Source organism: Sporosarcina sp. PTS2304, assembly GCF_003351785.1.
Classification (GTDB): Bacteria; Bacillota; Bacilli; order Bacillales_A; family Planococcaceae; genus Sporosarcina.
Window position 1 is genome coordinate 1,974,461 of sequence record NZ_CP031230.1, and the last position, 20,982, is coordinate 1,995,442.

Below are 20,982 nucleotides of genomic sequence, written 5' to 3' on the forward strand. Positions count from 1 at the left end.
ATACTTTCAACTGTGAACCATTGCGACGATTCCGAACTCCGTATGAACCTTTTCAAGGCTACGGAGCGATGCCGTATGTTCTTCTATAGAAAAAGTGAGTTGTTCTGTGGTGTACTGTTCGTAAGTAATCTTTGGATCGCGCATAAAAAATCGTCCTTTCGTAGAGTGGGTTTGGTAACTTTATTCTACTAGAAAGGGCGATTTTTTTGTACCTATTTGAAGTAAGATATCGAGTGGATTTTCGTTCCAGGCGGCAACTCGGGGAGGATCAGGTCGACAAGTAAAACATCCGGTGTAGCGCTAGCGGAGCGGTATGGTTCACCGCGACCCCTCCCGAACGCGTCCGCCTGGAACGGAAAGGAACGGCGAAGAAAGGATTCTTCTATTCGTTTCATGAGAAAAAGGGCTGTCACAGAAAATCAGTTCTCACTGACTTTCTGGACGGCCCCTTTTTAAAATTTCCTCAGTCGATTTTACGTAGTTACGTGCTCTTTTTTATCATAACGTTCTTTCATAACTGCATTAATCGTGCCGCCCAGTATGAGAATAATAGCTGATAAATAAAGCCACATAATTAATACGATAATACCTGCTATACTACCATACGTATTAGCGTAACTTCCAAAGTTACTAATATAGAAAGAGAACCCTAGTGAAGTTATGATCCATCCAAGCGTAGCAAAAATAGAACCAGGGATTACACTTTTATAACGCAACTTCATATCCGGAACTAGCCAATATAATAATGAAAATACAACAAATATTAGTACTGGCGGAATGGCGAAACGAAGCGATGTCCAAATCGTTAAAAATGAATCCTCTAATCCCATAAATGAGAATAAGAACTTACCGATTGGCTCTCCAAATATCGGCAATACTAAAGCGATAATAACAGTAGCAATCAGCATAATCGTAAATCCGATTGACAAACCTTTCGAAACGAAGAAGTTACGATCATCTTCTACTTCATATGCATGATTTAACCCTTTCGTCACTGCGCTCATTCCTTTAGAAGCAGACCAAATCGTAGCAAGAATACCAACCGATAACAAACCGCCACTTCTATTGTCAAGAACTTCAGACAATGTATTTTCTATTAAAGCGGCAGTACTTTCTGGTGCATATTCACGAATGAACATAAAAATTTGGCTTTGATCTAAATTCAAATATGGCAACAACGTAAAAAGGAAGATTAATAGAGGGAATAACGACAATAGGAAAAAGAAGGCTAACTGTGAACCTGATGCAGATATATCCACTTCTTTCACACGGATAATTAATTGCTTAAAGAATCCACTCGTTGTAGCCGGATCAAAATCCTCCTCTTCCCCTTCTTTTACATCCTTGATAAACTTCTTCACTTTATCAGTTGCAGAAGCATCTTCTGAAGCTGGAGAAGGGACACTTTCATGATCTTTCATCTCATGTGTCCCCCTTTCGTTAATCGTATTAGTAATTATTGAGTTTCTAGTGGTATCACGTTTTTTTTTTGAACCATCGGAGGTAATGAATCATCCGCACTTTCCGAAGCACTTGACGTGTTCGCTTCATCATCGATGATCTGTTCATATTCCGATTTAGAATCTGCAAACGCTTCTTTTGTATCTGCAAACATTTCTTTTACTTGAGGTGTCAACGTTTTGATCTCATCTACTTGAGATTTGACATATTCCACATCACCTTTAACTTGCTCAATTAATGTCTGTACTTGGTCTTTCTTTTCCGTCAATTGTTTTTTCATCACATCAGGGTTTTCTTTGTAGTACATCGCTTTTTCAAATGAAGTTCTTACCAATGTGACCGTTTGCTGCCTTGTCGAGCGATCTAACATACTCACCGCCGCGCCAAGTAACGCGCCACCTACAATAAATGTTCCTAACTTATTAGAACCCATGAACTTTCGCCTCCTTTTACGTTAACCTTTCACTTCATTATACCCACACTGCCAGTTACCAAACAATCAATGTGATACTTTATTTTAAAAAAGGCTTGACGTAGCGTTCTATTTTTTGGATTATTAACAATAACATATAAATAATAGATTACTCTGAAAGGGGAGGATCAGCCGATCTTAGAATAAAGCCTAGACATCATAGAAAAAATTGGAGGGGATGGAATGGAAAAGATTACAGACTTTTTAAATAGTGCTTCGAATATCATTTGGGGTCCACCATTGCTCATTTTATTAGTCGGTACCGGAATTTATTTGACACTTCGTTTAACATTTATTCAATTGCGCTTATTGCCCTATTCACTAAAACAAGTATTTTCAAGAAAGCACGATAAGAAAGCTGATGGAGACATTTCACAATTCCAAGCACTAATGACGGCAATGGCCGCTACAGTAGGGGTTGGTAATATTGTCGGAGTCGCTTCTGCAGTAGTAGCTGGTGGTCCGGGAGCTATTTTCTGGATGTGGCTTGCTGGATTTTTCGGAATGGCCACAAAGTATAGTGAAGCCATTCTTGCCGTAAAGTACCGCGTAAAAGACTCGAATGGATTAATGGCAGGCGGTCCGATGTACTATTTAGAACATGGACTAAAACAAAAGTGGTTGGGTGTATTGTTTGCTATTTTCGGTGCACTAGCTGCATTCGGGATTGGTAACGGGACACAAGCTAAAGCTGTCGCTGACGTTATGAGCAATACATTCGAAGTTCCTCATTACATTACCGGAATCGCATTGTTTGCGTTCGGGGCACTCGTTATACTCGGCGGTATTAAGTCAATTGGTCGCGTAACGGCATTTTTCGTCCCTATTATGGCATTATTCTATTTCATCGCCGGCGCAGTAGTCATGGTGTTGAATTTCGAACATGTACCCGCAGCTTTTGCATTGATTTTCAGTGATGCATTTACTGGTCAAGCAGTTGCAGGGGGTGCGATTGGTACGGTTATCCGATTTGGAGTAGCGCGAGGTCTATTCTCAAACGAAGCGGGTCTAGGATCGGCTCCGATTGCCGCCGCAGCTGCTAAGACTGATCTCCCTGGGCGTCAAGCACTCGTATCTATGACACAAGTTTTGTTTGATACATTGATCATTTGTTCTATTACAGGAGTTACCATCGTCATGAGTAATCAATGGCAAGATACTTCTATTGATGCAGGAGCGTTGACTGCCGCTGCATTCGGTTCATTCCTTGGTAGTACTGGACCGATTATCGTATCGATTGGTCTCATATTTTTCGCTACATCTACTATTTTAGGTTGGAGTTATTATGGAGAGAAATGTTTCCAATACTTAGTTCCTAATCGCGTAGCTGTATTACTTTACCGAGTAGTTTTTGTAGCCTTCATTTACGTTGGTGCTACTGCATCGTTGGATCTTGTTTGGATTCTAGCGGACGTATTGAACGGTTTAATGGCTATTCCGAACTTGATTGGACTTCTCGGTCTATCGGGTATCGTCATAATGGAAACTAAACGTTTCAAAAATAAAATAGATGAAGAGCGTGAAGAACAACGAAAGTAATAGAATCAAGACTGTTAATTCACTATATGATGTATCATTCACTCATTCATTTAGTTAAAAGCGATTGAATGGAGTAAGGCTGACTTGAAGTGTGTTGCGGCTTGCGCTTCCAGACGATACACTACCTCTACAATTACTTGTCAAAAGCACTTCATTTCCAAATGCCAATTCCTTTGTTTGGATAATAAACAGACTTTTAATGGAATAACAGTTCAGTTGACAGTATATCGCTTTCATGAAATGATAGATTCGATAAGATAGAAAGGCGGTACTCGCATGGATTTATCTGTACAATCACCTGAGAATATTGCATATATGATCGAAAAAATCAAAGAAAAATTACGTATGGTGAACGTTGATGCAATGCGTGCTGAAAACTTTAGTACGGAGCAGTATGAAGATTTGCATTATATGTATGAAATGGTTATGAAGCGTGATAATATTACGCCAAATGAAATGCAAGCCATCGCAGCGGAACTTGGTTCTATGCGCAACTAAAAAAGACTCCCACACGGGAGTCTTTTTAGTTTACTACTTTATTGAGGAATGATCGCTGTACCGTCTTCCATCACGAGTGGTTGAATCAATACCTCTACCCTACGGTTCTTACTTCGGTTTTCCATCGTGTCATTCGGTACGATCGGCTTGTACTCCCCATACCCCTTGGCACTGAATAAATTCGGATCTACTTCATTGTTTTCTACTATGATTTTTAAAAATTCCACTGCACGCATTACGCTTAACTCCCAGTTTGAAGAGAATTGCGCATTATTGATCGGTATATTGTCTGTATGCCCTGTAATGATGACTTGCCGTGGCCTGTCCAGCGTCAATAGCTTGGAAATATCACTTGCTAGGTTCTTATATTGAGGTGTAATCGTTGCTGCACCTGATGCGAACAAAACACTGTCTCGAATCGTCAGTAACAATCCTTCTCCCGTCAACTCGGTATCAAACTGGTTTTCCAACTCATTTACCGCAATATATTCATCTAAGTCCGCCTGCATTTCACCAAGCGACTTTTGGTCTTCGAGATAAGAGGAATTATCTTCAAGTTCCCCGACTGAATCATCAGGTACAGGAGTAGTTGTCGGTGCTGATTCACTCATAATACCATTTCCGCCACTATCGAATATTTCATTGAACACTTGAGACATTTGTGCGAATCGTCCTTCGTCTACGGAACTAGTGGCAAATAAGACAATGAATAGTGCAAGTAATAATGTCAATAAATCGGCATACGGCAACAGCCAGGATTCGTTAATATGTTCTATTTCAGTCTTTTTCTTCTTACGTTTCTTGGCCAACCTTACCAGCTCCTTCGCCGCTGTCCATGGCTAACTTCTTACGGTCTTCAACAGATAGATAAGATGCTAGTTTCTGCTCAATCACACGCGGTGCCTCTCCTTCTAAAACTGAAAGAATCCCTTCGATAACCATCGACCGCTGTCGTACTTCCTCTTTCGATTTACGTACCAGTTTATTAGCAAATGGGTGCCATAAAACATAACCTGTGAAAATCCCTAATAACGTAGCAATAAATGCTGCGGAAATAGCATGACCTAATGCATCGATGTTGTTCATATCTTTAAGAGCTGCAATCAATCCGACAACGGCACCTAAAACCCCAAGTGTAGGTGCGTATGTTCCTGCCTGCGTGAATATCAATGCTCCTACCGAATGCCGCTCTTGCATCGCTTCTACTTCCTCGCTGAGTACGTCACGGATGTAATCGGCATTTTGCCCATCAATCGCCAAACCTAATCCATTTTTTAAAAACGGATCATCAATCTCATCAGTTTTCGCTTCTAATGCCAGTAATCCTTCACGTCTCGCTACATCTGCCCAAGAAGAAAATAAACGGATTAAATCTGCATCGGAAGTAAATTTTTGTTGGGTAAAAATAATTTTGAATAATTTAGGTACTTTTTTCAACTCAGTCATCGGGAATGCGATAACAACAGCCGCAATCGTTCCAGCGATGATGATGAGTATGGCTGCGGGGTTAATCAATGCGTCAGGCGTTACACCTTTAAGCGTCATCCCGACAAGCAATGCCACGAAACCAAGTATTAATCCTACTACTGTGGATAAATCCATATTAAAAGCCTCCAAGTCCTGCGTTCTTCTTCTTATTATTTCGGTCATTAGTTATCTTTCTTTAGAAGAACGGGTCACTATTCGTAGATATTTATGTCGTTTTCTATGCTCACTATGCTTTATCGTTGCGAATGATAATATACACTTGTTACTATTGACATACTATGTAAAAAGGAGATGTCATGATGAATCGTTTTGAAGATCAACTTTCCAACTATGCGGAACTAGCAGTTAAAGTAGGGGTAAATATTCAGCCTGACCAATATTTATTCATTAGTGCTTCTACCGAAACCACACAATTTGTACGTCTTATTGTCGAAAAAGCTTATGAAGTAGGTGCTCGTCAAGTGTTTGTAGACTGGGTAGATGATGTAGTCACTCGCCTACGTTACGAAAAAGCACCAGACGATTCTTTTACTGAATTCCCATCGTGGAAAAAGATGGAACGAGAACAATTAGCAGAAAAAGGTGCTGCTTTCATGTCAATCGTTTCACAGGATCCTGATTTGTTGAATGGTATTGATTCAAACCGTATTCGTGACAATCAAAAAGCTTCTAGCACGGCTTTAAGCAAATTTCGTCAAGCGATGCAATCTGATAAGATCAGTTGGACTGTAATTGCAGCCGCATCTACTGCCTGGGCTGCTAAAGTGTTCCCAAATCATCCAAAAGATCAGCAAGTGCCCGCTCTCTGGAAGGCAATTTTAAAAGCCGTACGTGCAGATTTGCCGAACCCCGTCGAATCCTGGTTGCGACATGATGAAAACTTACATGAAAAAGTAGATTACTTAAATGGAAAACATTATCTGAAACTCCATTATACAGCTCCCGGTACAGATTTAACAATAGAATTACCAGAAAAGCATTTATGGTGTGGAGCAGGCAGTGTCAACCAAAAAGGCCATGAATTTATGGCCAATATGCCGACAGAAGAGGTTTTCACTGCTCCGCTGAAAACTGGAGTGAACGGCTATGTGTCCAGTACAAAACCATTAAGCTATGCCGGTACAATTATCGACAATTTTAAACTAACATTTAAAGATGGAGCGATTGTTGACGTTTCCGCTAAACAAGGCGAAGAAATTTTAAAGCAGTTACTTGAGACAGATGAAGGCGCGAAGTATTTAGGTGAAGTGGCACTAGTTCCACATGATTCGCCTATTTCCAACTCTAATACACTGTTCTACAATACACTGTTTGACGAAAATGCGTCTAATCATTTAGCGATTGGCAGCGCATATGCTTTCTGTTTAGATGGTGGAAAAGAAATGGACTCTGATCAATTATTGGAAAACGGACTAAATCAAAGCTTAACTCACGTAGACTTCATGATCGGTTCGGACGAGATGAATATTGACGGAACCTTGTCAGACGGTACTTCTGAACCGATTTTCCGAAAAGGTAACTGGGCTTTCTAAATTCCGTCACTTTTCATTCAAAGTTTTTAGTAGCCCTTAAAATTCATCTGAAAATCGTGTATAATAAGTACGAGAACATATCACTAATGGAAAGAGGGGCTTATAAATGGGCTTAATGTACACTACAGTTATCGGTTACATGGTCGTACTTGGACTAGCATCTTGGTTTACAATGCACTTTTTAGCTGGCGCATTGGATTCATCTGACTCAGTGATTATTGATCCAAAACCTGAGAGCAGAAACTAATCTGTTTAAAGTCCGATAGTTCGGATACAGGTTTTCCGCGTAATTTAGAGTTGCCCTTTAGGCGACTCTTTTCTTTTAACAATAAATAGGTCCTGGAGGGTTATTACATGACATCATTATCCGAAATTATGAATTACAACGAATCGTTTGTAGAAGATAAAAAATACGAAGAGTTTGTCACCACGAAGTTTCCAAATAAGCGGATTGTCATCCTAACTTGCATGGACACAAGACTGATTGAACTACTTCCTAAAGCTATGAATTTAAAAAATGGCGATGCGAAAATCATCAAGAGTGCGGGTGCAATTATTACTCATCCTTTTGGCGGTCTTATGCGAAGTATATTAGTTGCAGTGTATGAACTGCAAGCTGACGAAGTATATGTTGTCGGTCATCACGATTGCGGAATGAGTTCGATTGACACGTCTCGTATTGTAAACAGTATGATCGAGCGAGGGATCGATCAATCGATGTTTAAAACACTGGAGTATTCGGGAATTGATATGGAGGCTTGGCTTCACGGCTTCAGTGACGTCACTGAAAGTGTCAAGAAAAGTGTCGATGCCATTAAGAATCATCCGTTAATTCCTCGTGATGTCAATGTTCATGGACTTGTGATCAATCCGCAAAATGGTAAGCTTGATGTGATCGAAAACGGCTACAAATCAACAGAAACTATTTGACGCACTTCATACGAAGCCTATCAATTAACCATATTATGTATAATTTATTCATTTATGAGCGATTTTGACTATGGCGATAAGATGGAGTGACACTGATCTGAAGTGTCTTGTGGCTTGCGCTTCTAGACGTATACGCTTTCCGGCGAACCGAGTGCCCTCCGGAAAGTGTCCGATTCTGTAGGGGGAATACTAATGTGTATACTATTTCACTGTATCGCAAAGGAAGAGTCATTTACCCTACTCCAATTTCTGAACAAACACGAACTGACTTGCGGACGCCTAGCTCAAGGATTTACTACCTCTACAAATACTGATCAAGAGCATTTTATTTCAAAAAAACAATTTCTTTCTTTTAATGATCAACAGGCTTGACTTCATACAAATAAAATAACCGACTCATTATTCCAAGAGTCGGTTCTTTAATTTAGCTGTCCATTTCCGCCATGCGGTCTTGCCCTTTCAATAATCACGTTCAATCATTGCGTACATAAAATGATCTTCCCAAACACCGTTAATGTACAATAACTCCCGTAATAAACCTTCACGTTCAAATCCTGCCTTTTCCAAAACTTTTACAGAACCGACATTACGCGGAGAGACATATGCTTCTACCCTATGCAAGTTCACTTTCTCAAAGGCAAACTGATTGACCAACCTGACTGCTTCCGTACCGATTCCCCTGCCTGCTTGTCTTTGATCAATCGAATATCCTACAAACCCACTGGAAAACGGCAGTCGCTTAATACTATACAGGGATATTTGTCCAATAATCATACTAGTTTGCGCGTCAAAAATTCCGAAATTATACTCTCTACGATCACGCATCTGATAAAGGGATTCACGGATTTTATCTCGTTGCATAGATACCGTATAGTACGTATTATCGTGTCGTGGTTCAAACTCGGTCCAGTACTCTCTATTTGCTAATAGTAATTGAGTGAACTGATAAGCATCATCTTCAGTTAATATCCGTAAATAGCACTGCTCTCCTTCAAGTAAAATCATTTCTCCTCATCCTTTACGACACAGTCTGTTTTTATTAACAATTCATTTCATGTTTATGAATAAAATGGAGAATCAATTCCTCTTGTCTGACTACATTATAGTATTCTTTACTACTGCAAGACAATAGAATGCCATCATTTATCATTTGTAAAGGAAAATTCATACTTTCATCATCTATCCTCTCCGATTGTCTGTATACTATTCTTCAGGAGGATTTTATCATGCTTAGAATTATTTTGATGGTACTTTCGTTACTCATCATGATTGGAACTCATATAGCCGCAAATTTACTTCCACTGAATGGGTTTACTACATGGGAAATTGCTAATCGAGTTCCTGTGTTGTTTATGCCAGCTGAGTATGTTTTTTCTATATGGGTCGTACTGGATTTACTTTTAGTTACGTGGTTATTTTCATTTTTTAAAACATTTTCTAGATTATCATCTTCGAAGGCGACTATACGTTCAATCTGTTTTTGCGTCAGTTGCTTTTTAAATATCGCTTGGTTATTACTATGGCATTACAGCTATTATTACTGGGCAATTGTTAGTGTGATCGGCTTATTAATTTGTTTATTGATCTTTTACTTCAGCTATCCTACATTAGAAAGTTCAAACCGCGAACGGTTGGCTATTTCTGCTTATATGGCTTGGATTTTTATCGCTGTCATTGCCAATAGCTACTATGCTTTTAAATTTCATGATTGGTCCGGTTGGGGATTAAGTGATCCGTTATGGACTGTCATCTTCTTGAGTTTAACTACAGCGATCGCACTTCACTTTTTATATCATTATCGTGATTCTTTATTTAATCTAATCATTATCTGGTCGTTTATCGGCATTGCTATAAAAAACGGGACAGATGAATTATTCGTTTCTACAGCTGCTTTATTTCTTTCGGCTGTCATAGGATTTCTTATTTTTATAAAGAAGCGTCAATCTCCCCCACAAACTTTCTAGCAGTTGGAAAACAGCTTAAAATTAGTCTATTCTGTTACGGTATGCAAAGCTTATAAAAAATTTATAGTTATGAATAAATAGTTAGACACCGCTAATGCATGAGAATCAATTTCCTCATGCATTATTTAGATTTTTCTAAGCTTGTTGATTATCTAAAGAAATTTTTTTGAAACGAGATGGTCTTGACGGGTAGTTGAAGGTTTAGTGTACTCGTTAGAATTCTTCCGGGAGAATCCTTGAATTTGTGTCGGGAAGTCAGTTGGTGTTCGTCTAGAAGCTAGAGTGGCGGAAGTGACTTACCCAGTGCGGTGCAGAAAAGTTGTGTACGTGCTAGGATTCTCCCGAGAGAAACCGGACGCTTTCCTGAGGGGACGCGGCGGACTCGCCAGAAGTGCGTTGGCGATTACGCCTGTCGCTCTGATCCTCCAGGAGTCGCCGGTTCTTCCGGGAGAATCCTTGAGTTTGTGTTCGTAAGTCAGTCTGTGTTCGTCCAGAAGTTGGAATGTGGTAAGTGACTTTTCCAGTGCGGTGCAGAAAATAAGTATACGTGTTAGGATTCTCCCTACAGAACCGGACGCTTTCCTGAGGGGACGCGGCGGACTCGCCAGAAGTTCGCTTTCGATTACGCCTGTCGTCCTGATCCTCCAGGAGTCGCCGGTTCTTCCGGGAGAATCCTTGAGTTTGTGTCGGGAAGTCAGTTGGTGTTCGTCCAGAAGTTGCGGTAGGGTAAGTTCTGCTTCCTGACTGAATGCATATAGGGTCATTTATTTTTTTACTCAGTTCATCAAAACAGTCATAGTAGCTGATAACACTTCACCGCTTTCTAACTTCAAAAGCGGTCAGATTATATCAGACAATTCTACTTGTTTTTCACCACATACAAAGAGTGATCAAACTGTCTTGCACACACAAAGTCCGGCTTGGAGCTTACAGACGATCGACTCCGGGAGGATAAGGAAAAGCCGTAGCGAAGGACGGCTTTTGCGAGTGAAGCGTAGCGAGAAGGAGCACATCTTTGCATTTGACAGGCGTAACCCGCAACGCTTGACGGTTCACCGCGCCCCCTCCGGAAAGCGTATCGTCTGGAAGCGCAAGCCGCAAGACTCTCTAAGTCAGCCTCACTCCATCCAATCGTCATAGTCAACCACTTATTTCTGCCGCCTACTCATTTTTAAATAAAAGAAAGGATTATACATATTATAGTTAATCAGCAAGTATGATTTTGTCCAATATCTTTTTTTCATGTGAAGATTCAAAAAAGTAGGGTATATGTTAGAGTATGAACTATCATGCTATAGGATATTGGAGGTTACGCTATGTCAAATTCAAAACTACTATCTTCACTTTGTTATTTCAGCGTGTTTTTTGCACCTTTACTCCTCCCCGTCATCATTTATTTTGTTGCGGATGAATACGAAGTCAAATGCCATGCGAAAAAGTCTTTATTGTCACATATCATTCCAATGGCTTTATTAATTGCTGGATTTATCCTATGGACCTTTTCTATCCTATCTTTTACTACTCACTCTACTACAATGATCGATAGCACATTTGTCGCTTGGAGCGCACTTCCTTTACTATTCGTCATTTTGTACAGTGTTTTATTTCTGATCGTAGTTGTATGGAACGTGTATCAAGGGATTAAAGTCTTGAAATAATCCAAGACGTTTTGTGCAAATCATTAAAAAGACTCTGATAGAGTATGATATAGTATGAATTGAATATATTGTACGGAAGAAAGGACTTGTGAATATGATTGTAAAAAATGATGAACAATTGGAAGGATTACGCGCCATCGGTCGGATTGTCGCTGAAATTCGAGAAACAGTAAAGGATGCTACTGTACCGGGCATCACTACGAAAGAATTAGATGAAATGGCTGGTCGTTTATTTGCAGAAAAAGGCGCTGTTTCTGCACCGATTGATCAATATGACTTCCCTGGTTACACATGTATCAGTGTCAATCACCAAGTAGCTCACGGTATTCCTAGCAGTTATGTAATTCAAGACGGAGATTTAGTAAATATAGATGTGTCAGGTTCAAAGGACGGATACTTCGCAGACACAGGGATTTCCTTTGTAGCTGGAACACCTGATGAAAACAAACAGAAACTATGCGATGTAGCGAAGTCTGCACTTGAACGTGCGTTAGTAAAAGTAAAAGCGGGTTCTAGTTTAAATCAGATTGGTAAAGCCGTAGAGCGTGAAGCTAAAGACAACGGCTTACATGTCATTAAAAACTTAACGGGTCACGGCATCGGTACGTCTCTCCATGAAGAGCCACAGCACATTTTGAATTATTTTGATCCTTGGGATAAGGAACTATTAAAAGACGGTATGGTATTGGCAGTAGAACCGTTTATTTCACAAAAGGCAGAACATGTCGTGGAGTTAGACGATGGATGGACATTCGTCACACCAGACAAGTCACTAGTCGCTCAAATTGAGCATACTATTGTTGTTACAAAAGGTGAACCGATTATTTTAACTTCTTTGGATTGATGGATACAGTAAAAGAGGCTATCAAGAAAGTCAGTAATATCTGATGTTCTGTGATAGCCTCTTTTTTTGCACAGTAGTAGCTTCTTTGTCGTTTCTGCACCTAACAACCTGCTTTTATTTACTGCGTTGGCTCATAGATGTGAAAAGTCGTGTATCTTGTAGAATCGCTCGTTCATAATTGACTCTGTACACAGAAGGTTGTGTATTTGCGATTATGCCACTACTTGCGAATGATGCATTACAGAAAAGATGACTACTTTCCACAAGAAGTGCCTATCAATAAAACGAGGCAGAGAAAAATGAATGGTTTTTCTCTGCCTTGTTTATGTAAGGGGTCTATTAAACAGCCCCTTTTTCTTTATTTCTTTTTCTTTTTTGTTTTCGGCTTAGAATTTTTCGGTACGCTTTTTTTCATGTCTTCTATCGTTTTCGCATTACCTTCGATGAGTTGACCATTGTACCAAACCTTCTGTACGGTCTTGATACCTTTTGTCACTTTACGATAATCCCGCTCTTCCGCATAAGATAAAAGAGTCAATACTTCCCCATCTGCACCCGCACGCCCTGTTCGTCCGGAACGGTGGACATATTGTTCCAGCGTGTGCGGTACATCTACGTGGATAACATGCGTCAAACCTTCAATATCTAATCCGCGGGCTGCCAGATCTGTCGCAATCAAAATACGAATCGCCCCTGATCTGAAATCTTCTAAAGTCTTTTGACGGTCAAGTTTCTTCATATCGGAATAAAGAACAGCAATCGGTGCATCGTTATACAATAACTTTAATTCTTTCATACGCAACTGATCTACGTTATTCATAAATGTTAATGCACGTACACCCGATATGGCAGAAATCCCGCGCAGCACGTCAGTTTTTTTTCGATCATCCACCTTAACATATGAGTGAATCACTTGACCAACATCAGGAATATCTTCCGCATTTACTTGCAGACGAATAGGGTTTTGCATCATATGTTTAGCTACCAATTCTATTTCTTCTGTTATGGTAGCGGAAACAACTGCTAATTGGCGATTCGGATTCGTCGCTTCGATTAAACTTTTTACAAGTGCACGGTATTCACGAGATAATAATTGATCCCCTTCATCTATGACTACATGTTGAATATCATACATCTTCAACTTTCGTTCTTTTACTAATTCATTTAGACGCCCCGGCGTACCGACAACGATCGTCGGTTTCTTCTTTAACTTTTCAATTTGGCGTTGCATATTGGCTCCGCCTATTAATTGCGTAACTGTTACAGAAGTACCTTCAACTAGATCACGAATTACATTAACTATTTGCATAGATAATTCTTGTGAAGGGGTGATGATTAATGCTTGTGTTTTTGGTAACTCACCGTCTACCATCTGAATGACCGGCAACGCATAAGCTAATGTTTTCCCGGTACCCGTAGGAGATTCAGCTACAATGTCTTTGCCAGCCAGCATTTCAGGAATCATCTGTAATTGAATAGGCATCGGCTGTTTAAACTTCCATTTTGTACGTAGAGATTCATTCAGCTCATCTAAGAAAGTCATTCGGTTCACTCTTCTCTATAGTGGAATTTGTTTACAACTTTACTTTTTCTGAAGCTTCTTTTTCAGCTTTTGTATTTTAGGCACAACTTTAACGAACATATTATAGATGAGTGGGTTGTATACTTTATCAATTTCCCCGATAAATTCCGTCACTCCATCTTTTTGGCAAAAACTATTTTTGAAATTATACAAACCATCCTGTTCACTATCAAGAACGAATACGCCACCTAAATCGTATTGTTCAGCACCGATTTCTAACCCCCACTTCATCATCTCATAATTCATAAGATAACTCGGGTTCAAATTTCGTTTTACATTAGAACTTCCTGCATATAAATAATATAGTTTGCCATTGTAGTTAATTGTCACTGCACCTGCTAAATAGTCGTCTTCATGCTTGGCCAAATAAATTCTTAAATCATCAAAAGCTTCTCGCATTTTAACGAAATAATCGTATGAACGAATAGAAATTTGATTGCGCTTAGACATTTCATCATGAATTTCAAAAAACTTTTGCAGATACTCGTCACTTCGAGAATATGTAATTTCTACTCCATTACGCGCTGAACTACGAATTTTACTACGCGTTCTTCCACGGAATTTCAGCATAAGTGACTCTTCATCTTCATCGGTCAATTTCACGATCATATTGTATCTAGGCTGTATTAAATCTTCTTTTCCCGCACCCTCGTTACGCACATTATAGCCTGCGTTTCGATACATCTCGTCCAACTCTTTAGTGAACAGTTGTTCCGGATCCATTTTTAATGCGAATGCTTTATATTTCTTCACAAGTACTTCTGCTTCTTTTATCAACTCTTCTACAAGTGATTGATCATGCAAATCGCAAATAGGGCCTCGTGGAGCATACAACAACGAGTATCCACCCGGCACTTTTCGTATGAGCAACGACATGGCAGCTACAATCTCTCCATCACGTTCTACATACACTTGCTCATTTCCCCAATCGTCTTTTACATTAGCCCAATTGGGGTCTTGTGTAATCGAACGATATGGAGAATTTCTTACGAACATTTCATATCTTTTCACGTCTTCTACATTTTTCTTGTCTAAAATCGGCACTGCTGGAACACTCCTTACGTTACTCTAGCTTTGTTTGTATGGACGTCCCACTTCATGAAAAAAAGAGAGAAAGTCAATAGAACAATAAAGCCATAGCTCTATTAAGTGTAGCCTACTGCATTTTTCAAGTCAAGAAACGGCAAGTGTAACGGAACTTTTAAATATTATCGCGATATTTCACAATTTTTTCTCGTTTACTACTAGAGGCTATTCCGTTATTAATCAGAATAGCCTATACTAATAGATAGGGATAAAGGTTTCACTCGTAGTAACAAAAGGGGGAAATATATATTGAGGGGTTCGGTACGCAATAAGTTGATAGCGCTTGCATCATTGGTTATTTTAATCCCACTGCTAGCTGTAGGGATCGTTAACTACTTTGTTGCAAAGCAAGAGTTAGAAAAAGTCGGAGAAATGGGACTACAGAATGGCACGTACGCTGTTTTAGACTTAATTGATGAGTTGAACGTGCAAGTGGAGAATGGCACACTCACTCTAAAAGAAGCCCAAGAAAGAGCAAAGACTAAAATTATGGGTCCGATGAACGCTGACGGAAAACGTACATTAGACAACCCCGCTAAATACGGGGAAAACTTCTACTTTTATGTTGTAGATGAAGAAGGTACTTTACTTGTTCATCCTCAAAAAGAAGGGGAAAGCTTGTACGAATCCAAGACAAAAGACGGCCGATATTTCATTCGTGAAGTAATTTCCGAAGCTAAAAGTGGTGGTGGCTATGTCCAGTACGATTGGCCGCTTCCTACTAATTTAAATGTCGAAGCGCCAAAGATTACGTATAGTCTTCAAGACCCGCACTGGGGCTGGATTGTCGCTGCAGGTACATATTTGGTAGACTTTAATGCTGGAGCCAAGCACGTATTATGGTATACATTACTATCTATCATTGTATCTGTCATTGTAGGCGTCGCGCTATTTTCCATATTCTCTGGACGCCTCACATCGTATATCAAAAATATTCGATTGATTACTGCTGAAATTGCCCAAGGTAAATTGACAGGCGATGATATTCCCATTCGTTCCCGAGATGAGTTAGGGCACTTAGCCGAAAATGTGAATGAAATGAAAAACAGCCTAAATGAAATGGTAGGGCATACGAGAAAATCTTCTGACCGCATGAGAGTTTCTTCAGAGACGCTGAGTGCGATAACAGAAGAAGCTACGGCCTCTGCTGATGAAATTCATAACGCGATTACCGAAGTTTCTACCGGCGCTGTAACACAAGCTGAAGAAGCAGATATCGCCATTACAAAAGTAGAAAACTTATCTACACTTATCTCTAATGCCAGCGAACAATATGAACATGTGATTAAAGAAATGCACAGCATTAATGAATTACAAAGTTCTGGCATGGAGAAGGCAGAGAATTTAGAAGAAAACTCTCAAAACTTTAATGTCGTGATTAATGATTTACAAGGAAACTTCTCACAACTTGTTTCACGAATGAATGAAATTCAAGCCATCGTACAAACGATTTCATCCATTTCAGAGCAAACGAACTTATTAGCATTGAACGCGAGTATTGAAGCTGCGCGTGCAGGAGAACACGGAAAAGGTTTCGCTGTCGTAGCTAATGAGGTACGTCAATTGTCTGAAGATACGAATGAAGCTACTACACGCGTCCGCGACCTATTAGTGCATATTCGAAAAGACACGACGTCTGCAGAAAACCAGATGAAACACACCCTAGAATTAACGAGTAATCAAGAAGGTACAATTTTAGATACTAAAAATGCATTTGAACAATTATCAGGTTCTATTCATAACATTACGGAGTTATTGCGCACAATGGAGAACGATATGAATAGTATGGATGAAAATCGTCAAACCGTCGTCCAGGCAATCAATCAGATCGCTTCTGTTGCGACACAATCAGCAGCAGCTACTGAAGAAGTCAACGCTTCGATTGATGAACAAAAAGAAGCGATCAACACGATTATGCATGCTTCTCTTGATCTTCATACAGAAGCAGAAAAAATGCACGATCTTGTCGACAGATTTAATTAATACGATGCAACAAAAAACCATCCCTGCAAACACGACAGGGATGGTTTTCTTATTCAGTTGCATTTTTATACTTTTTATAATAATTGATTTGTCTCATCAACATATATAACTTCCGTTTCATATGACCGTCTTTTTTATAAAACAACGGATTGCCATAGTTCCCCGATCGAATAAGCGAGCGGATTTCTTTTTGCATCTCCGGATTGTCAACAAACTTCTTCAGTACAGCCTTTGGCACGACTGTAAACAAGAAATGTTTGTCTAAATACGTTAACGGTTTTTCAATACCGTAGACCAAATCATCTACTAAGTATTTCGCCATATTCTCTCCGCATTGCGTAATATAATAACTAGACCGTCCTTGTCTAATATTCACTTCGAATACTTTGAATTTACCGTCACGCGCATCATATTTCAAATCAAAATTACCATAGCCTACATAGCCAATCGCTTCTGAAAATTTAACGAGTTTCGTCATCATTTCTTCATGATACCTTGTAATGAGCGCTGTATAATTTCCTATTGCAGTCATCGCCCGTTCTTGCAGTGCCACTTGTGCAAATGTAATTAACTGAGGTTTGCCATGTTGATCAGCATAGTAGACAGCATCCCACATGTATGAATCATCTCCAGGAATAAAATCCTGTATGATTAAATCTTCCGTATATCCACTCGCTTTCACCATTTGAATAATACGATTAATTTCTTCGTATGTATCCACTTTATAAATTTTTTGCAGTCCTTCAAATGGATGACGATAATATTGCACCCCGTCACTCGGTTTTATAATGACTGGAAATAACACTTCATCCGTAAAAGGTTCGTCGGAAAGACATGAATGGAAATATGTAGACGGCGTATCGATTCCATGTTCTGCACAAAGCTTATAGAAATTCTTCTTAATATAAACCTCATTCATTAGATCCTGATCGATATAATTAAACAAGAAATCTTCTTGTAACGCTTCACGCTGTTCAATAATCAATCGAACATACAAATCATCAGTACCGATCAATAGCAATTTTTGATCAGCCGTCCGATATTTTGATGCCACTTCACGTAAAAATTGGACGAACACTTCTGGGTCGTGTAATCCCGGATGAAATTCTTGGACGTTTGTAATGGAACTATAACTTGTAAAAGGTAAAGGTTCTCTTCCTACAATTACTGGCTTAATATCATATTCTTCATGAAAAGAAATAGCCATATTATAGGCATTAATATTCGTTCCGACAATAATCGGTATAAAAGGATGCTTGCTCATAAATTCCTCCAGCAGACGTTTTTCCATTTAAGTGTAGTTGCCTTGAATTCGTAAGTCAAGATTTGGCTAACTTCCACTAGCCGTATGTTTGAAAAGTTTCGTCAAGGTCTTTCCATAACTCCCACGGATACAGTCTAGGCGGTTCTGATACAAAACGGACAATTTCTTTCGATGTTGGGTGTTCAAATTGTAGCGTATGTGCCCATAAAGCAATTTGCTCTCCGGGTTTGTTGACATTTTTACCGTACTTTTGATCTCCATACAGCGGAAAACCTTCCGTTGCGAGTTGCACACGAATTTGATGAGACCGACCTGTATGCAAACGCACACTTAATAAGCTATTGTTCGAGGCTGTTCCAAGCAATCGATAATCCAGGCTGGCCATTTTTGCTTCAGGATGACTTTTTTTGACACTGAACACTTGATTTTTCTTACGGTCTTTATAAAGATAATGACGCAAATTATCTTGCCTTTTCTTTGGAACCCCTCTTGAAATAGCTAAATATTTTCGATCGATTACCCCTCTGCGCAATTGATCAGAAAGACGGGAAGCAGCTTTTGAGGTTTTTGCGAATACCATCACTCCCCCTACCGGACGATCCAGTCGGTGAACAAGCCCCAAATACACATTTCCAGGCTTGTTATAACGTCTTTTTATATCTAGTTTAAGCGCTGACAACAAATCCAAATCTCCACTTTCATCTTCCTGCACGGGCATATTTACCGGCTTTTCTACTACTAATAAATGATTGTCTTCATATAGAATAGGAATATTCATGAGAAAACTTCTTCTTTCTTTATAAGGTCCAATAATGCCTGACAACCTTCTAGTACTAGATCATACGTTTCTTGAAAGTCACCTGTGAAATACGGATCGGGTACATCTTTTTGATGACTTGTTAAATCTAGAAAACGAATAATTCGCTGATGATTACTTTCTCCGAATATATTATGAATATTTCCTATATTTTCAGCATCCATACCAATAATATAATCAAAGTCTTCTGCATCGTTTACTGTTAGTTGACGTGCTGCCATACCTTCTGCAGACACTTCGTATTCTGCTAACTTTGATAAAGTTCCTTCGTGAGGAGATTTTCCAATATGCCAGTCACTGGTTCCTGCTGAATCTACCTCGATATATTCTGTTAATTGTTCATCATGGACTAACTTCCTGAAAATACCTTCTGCCATTGGGGAGCGACAAATATTTCCTAAACAAACAAATAGTACACGTATCATGATTCCCTCTCCTTATCTAGTAATATACTCATTTCATAGAGTAGTATACATCATTCTCAATTACTGTTCATCCAGTATCCTTCCAGTAAAAAAAGAAAATACCATCTCACAAAAATAACAAACTACAAGTGAAATTAGTCTCATTTTTTATATATTCATGCTATACTTAGCACTAGGACTAAACTAACAAAATCCAGAAATATAAAAGTATAAAAAGGAGGGGTTGCCGTATGCAACTTGTATTTGAAAAAACATGGGATGCTACATTGTCCGAACAACAAAAGTTGGCCTTCATTCAACAATATGCAACAAAAGAACCGATTATCGATGAATTTACTGCAAGTCCTATTTTAATAAAACGTAAACGCCATGGCGGTATAGTAGCTACTGTTTTTTTGCAAAATAATCGTTCCACACACCTCGCGATTCGAGATACAAACGTTTATGTAGTCAATGAACTCGGTGAAGTGATCGCTCAAGAAACTTTCTCACTTTCATTAGATATCCCACCTTATGCAGCTACGCCTTGGTCATTTGTTTTTTTGCCTGGTCAAGTACTAGTTAATAGTGAACCTACTGATGAATGGAAAGTAGAAGTGAAATAAAAAACAGCAGTCACCGTAGAAATGTCCTACAATGACTGCTGTTTTTTTATTATGCTAACTCTACGTTGTGATGTACTTGTTGTACGTCTTCTAAATCTTCCAGTGCCTCAATCATTTTTTCAAACTGTTCTTGTGCATCTGCCTCTAATGAAATCTCATTTTGCGCGAGCATTGTCAATTCCGCAACTGTGAAATCTGTCACGCCTGCTTGACGGAATGCTTTTTGTACTTCGTGGAAGTGGGAAGGATCTGCATAGACTATAACTTGTCCATCTTCTTCTTCGATATCTCTCACATCGACATCTGCTTCCAACATGAGTTCGAGTACTTCGTCAGCTGTTTTTCCTTCGATTCCAATGATTGCTGCTGGATCAAACATGTAGGCAACTGATCCACTAACTCCCATATTCCCACCATTTTTACCGAAAGCTGCACGTACTTCTGATGCTGTCCGGTTAACATTGTTCGTCAATGCATCTACGATTACCATTGATCCGTTAACGCCGAATCCTTCGTAGCGAAGTTCGTCAAAGTTTTCTTCTCCGCCACCTTTTGCTTTTTCGATCGCGCGGTCGATGATTGCTTTCGGTACGCTATATGTTTTCGCACGTTCGAGCACAAATTTTAAAGCTTGGTTGGACTCCGGGCTTGGATCTCCTGATTTTGCTGCTACGTATATTTCACGGCCAAACTTTGCATAGATTCTACTTGTGTTCGCGTCTTTTGATGCTTTCTTTTCTTTTATGTTGTTCCATTTACGGCCCATTCGGTGCACACTCTTTCCTATAGTTATAATGGTTTCTTACTATCTTTTTATTATACCAATTGCTTTTT

General features: G+C 39.4%; 22 protein-coding genes. 10 read left to right on the forward strand and 12 right to left on the reverse strand.

The window, feature by feature from the left end:
* Window positions 1-6 precede the first annotated feature (6 nt).
* The 3 genes from DV702_RS16835 to DV702_RS09520 form a co-directional block, all read right to left on the reverse strand.
* Complete coding sequence (locus tag DV702_RS16835) at window positions 7-144, reverse strand: hypothetical protein (RefSeq protein WP_162805769.1); 138 nt, start codon at window positions 142-144, stop codon at window positions 7-9.
* 329 nt (window positions 145-473) lie between these two features.
* Entirely contained in the window at window positions 474-1,421 is a 948-nt protein-coding gene (locus DV702_RS09515; RefSeq protein WP_114924539.1) for a YihY/virulence factor BrkB family protein, read from the reverse strand.
* Window positions 1,422-1,456: 35 nt separating this feature from the next.
* Window positions 1,457-1,894 carry a YtxH domain-containing protein gene (locus tag DV702_RS09520; RefSeq protein WP_114924540.1) on the reverse strand — a complete coding sequence of 146 codons (438 nt, stop codon included), beginning with the start codon at window positions 1,892-1,894 and terminating at the stop codon, window positions 1,457-1,459.
* A 222-nt stretch (window positions 1,895-2,116) separates the two neighbouring features.
* Here DV702_RS09520 and DV702_RS09525 point away from each other — a divergent pair, with 222 nt between their 5' ends.
* Window positions 2,117-3,472, forward strand: a complete 1,356-nt coding sequence (locus tag DV702_RS09525; RefSeq protein WP_114924541.1) for an alanine/glycine:cation symporter family protein — start codon at window positions 2,117-2,119, stop codon at window positions 3,470-3,472.
* Between the two features lie 276 nt (window positions 3,473-3,748).
* Complete coding sequence (locus DV702_RS09530; RefSeq protein WP_114924542.1) at window positions 3,749-3,970, forward strand: DUF1128 domain-containing protein; 222 nt, start codon at window positions 3,749-3,751, stop codon at window positions 3,968-3,970.
* A gap of 38 nt (window positions 3,971-4,008) precedes the next feature.
* Here DV702_RS09530 and motB read toward each other — a convergent pair whose 3' ends face one another.
* Complete coding sequence (gene motB / locus DV702_RS09535; RefSeq protein ID WP_114924543.1) at window positions 4,009-4,779, reverse strand: flagellar motor protein MotB; 771 nt, start codon at window positions 4,777-4,779, stop codon at window positions 4,009-4,011.
* The gene (gene motA / locus DV702_RS09540; RefSeq protein ID WP_114924544.1) at window positions 4,763-5,572 is read right to left on the reverse strand and encodes a flagellar motor stator protein MotA; all 810 of its coding nucleotides are present in this window, start codon (window positions 5,570-5,572) and stop codon (window positions 4,763-4,765) included. Before motA ends, motB begins: the two co-directional genes overlap by 17 nt.
* Before the next feature lie 185 nt (window positions 5,573-5,757).
* On the opposite strand from motA, the gene DV702_RS09545 reads away from it, so the two are divergent.
* From DV702_RS09545 to DV702_RS09550, 3 genes are all read left to right on the forward strand, one after another.
* Window positions 5,758-6,990: an aminopeptidase gene (locus DV702_RS09545; RefSeq protein WP_114924545.1), complete on the forward strand. Its 1,233-nt coding sequence runs from the start codon at window positions 5,758-5,760 to the stop codon at window positions 6,988-6,990.
* Between the two features lie 106 nt (window positions 6,991-7,096).
* Window positions 7,097-7,237 carry a hypothetical protein gene (locus tag DV702_RS17025; RefSeq protein WP_205407160.1) on the forward strand — a complete coding sequence of 47 codons (141 nt, stop codon included), beginning with the start codon at window positions 7,097-7,099 and terminating at the stop codon, window positions 7,235-7,237.
* Between the two features lie 107 nt (window positions 7,238-7,344).
* Window positions 7,345-7,920: a beta-class carbonic anhydrase gene (locus DV702_RS09550; protein WP_114924546.1), complete on the forward strand. Its 576-nt coding sequence runs from the start codon at window positions 7,345-7,347 to the stop codon at window positions 7,918-7,920.
* A gap of 459 nt (window positions 7,921-8,379) precedes the next feature.
* Here the strand turns inward: DV702_RS09550 and DV702_RS09560 are convergent, their stop codons facing one another.
* On the reverse strand, window positions 8,380-8,925 hold the full coding sequence (locus DV702_RS09560; RefSeq protein ID WP_114924548.1) for a GNAT family N-acetyltransferase: 546 nt from the start codon (window positions 8,923-8,925) through the stop codon (window positions 8,380-8,382).
* A 221-nt stretch (window positions 8,926-9,146) separates the two neighbouring features.
* On the opposite strand from DV702_RS09560, the gene DV702_RS09565 reads away from it, so the two are divergent.
* The 3 genes from DV702_RS09565 to map all read left to right on the forward strand — a co-directional run bounded on the left by DV702_RS09565 (window position 9,147) and on the right by map (window position 12,386).
* The gene (locus DV702_RS09565; protein ID WP_114924549.1) at window positions 9,147-9,884 is read left to right on the forward strand and encodes a tryptophan-rich sensory protein; all 738 of its coding nucleotides are present in this window, start codon (window positions 9,147-9,149) and stop codon (window positions 9,882-9,884) included.
* 1,316 nt (window positions 9,885-11,200) lie between these two features.
* Entirely contained in the window at window positions 11,201-11,542 is a 342-nt protein-coding gene (locus DV702_RS09570) for a magnetosome magnetite crystal formation protein family (RefSeq protein WP_114924550.1), read from the forward strand.
* Between the two features lie 94 nt (window positions 11,543-11,636).
* A complete protein-coding gene (gene map / locus DV702_RS09575) occupies window positions 11,637-12,386 on the forward strand; it encodes a type I methionyl aminopeptidase (protein ID WP_114924551.1) in 750 nt (249 codons plus the stop codon).
* A 358-nt stretch (window positions 12,387-12,744) separates the two neighbouring features.
* Here map and DV702_RS09580 read toward each other — a convergent pair whose 3' ends face one another.
* Entirely contained in the window at window positions 12,745-13,929 is a 1,185-nt protein-coding gene (locus tag DV702_RS09580; protein ID WP_114924552.1) for a DEAD/DEAH box helicase, read from the reverse strand.
* A gap of 39 nt (window positions 13,930-13,968) precedes the next feature.
* On the reverse strand, window positions 13,969-15,012 hold the full coding sequence (locus DV702_RS09585) for a lipid II:glycine glycyltransferase FemX (RefSeq protein ID WP_114924553.1): 1,044 nt from the start codon (window positions 15,010-15,012) through the stop codon (window positions 13,969-13,971).
* A gap of 291 nt (window positions 15,013-15,303) precedes the next feature.
* On the opposite strand from DV702_RS09585, the gene DV702_RS09590 reads away from it, so the two are divergent.
* Entirely contained in the window at window positions 15,304-17,037 is a 1,734-nt protein-coding gene (locus tag DV702_RS09590; RefSeq protein WP_114924554.1) for a methyl-accepting chemotaxis protein, read from the forward strand.
* A 49-nt stretch (window positions 17,038-17,086) separates the two neighbouring features.
* Here DV702_RS09590 and DV702_RS09595 read toward each other — a convergent pair whose 3' ends face one another.
* The 3 genes from DV702_RS09595 to DV702_RS09605 all read right to left on the reverse strand — a co-directional run bounded on the left by DV702_RS09595 (window position 17,087) and on the right by DV702_RS09605 (window position 19,543).
* Complete coding sequence (locus DV702_RS09595; protein ID WP_114924555.1) at window positions 17,087-18,301, reverse strand: carboxylate--amine ligase; 1,215 nt, start codon at window positions 18,299-18,301, stop codon at window positions 17,087-17,089.
* 76 nt (window positions 18,302-18,377) lie between these two features.
* Window positions 18,378-19,079, reverse strand: a complete 702-nt coding sequence (locus tag DV702_RS09600) for an RluA family pseudouridine synthase (RefSeq protein WP_114924556.1) — start codon at window positions 19,077-19,079, stop codon at window positions 18,378-18,380.
* A complete protein-coding gene (locus tag DV702_RS09605) occupies window positions 19,076-19,543 on the reverse strand; it encodes a low molecular weight protein-tyrosine-phosphatase (protein ID WP_114924557.1) in 468 nt (155 codons plus the stop codon). The genes DV702_RS09600 and DV702_RS09605 overlap by 4 nt, the downstream gene beginning before the upstream one ends.
* Window positions 19,544-19,773: 230 nt before the next feature.
* Here DV702_RS09605 and DV702_RS09610 point away from each other — a divergent pair, with 230 nt between their 5' ends.
* Window positions 19,774-20,148: an SLAP domain-containing protein gene (locus DV702_RS09610; protein WP_114924558.1), complete on the forward strand. Its 375-nt coding sequence runs from the start codon at window positions 19,774-19,776 to the stop codon at window positions 20,146-20,148.
* A 49-nt stretch (window positions 20,149-20,197) separates the two neighbouring features.
* Here the strand turns inward: DV702_RS09610 and DV702_RS09615 are convergent, their stop codons facing one another.
* Complete coding sequence (locus tag DV702_RS09615) at window positions 20,198-20,914, reverse strand: YebC/PmpR family DNA-binding transcriptional regulator (protein ID WP_114924559.1); 717 nt, start codon at window positions 20,912-20,914, stop codon at window positions 20,198-20,200.
* Window positions 20,915-20,982 lie beyond the last annotated feature (68 nt).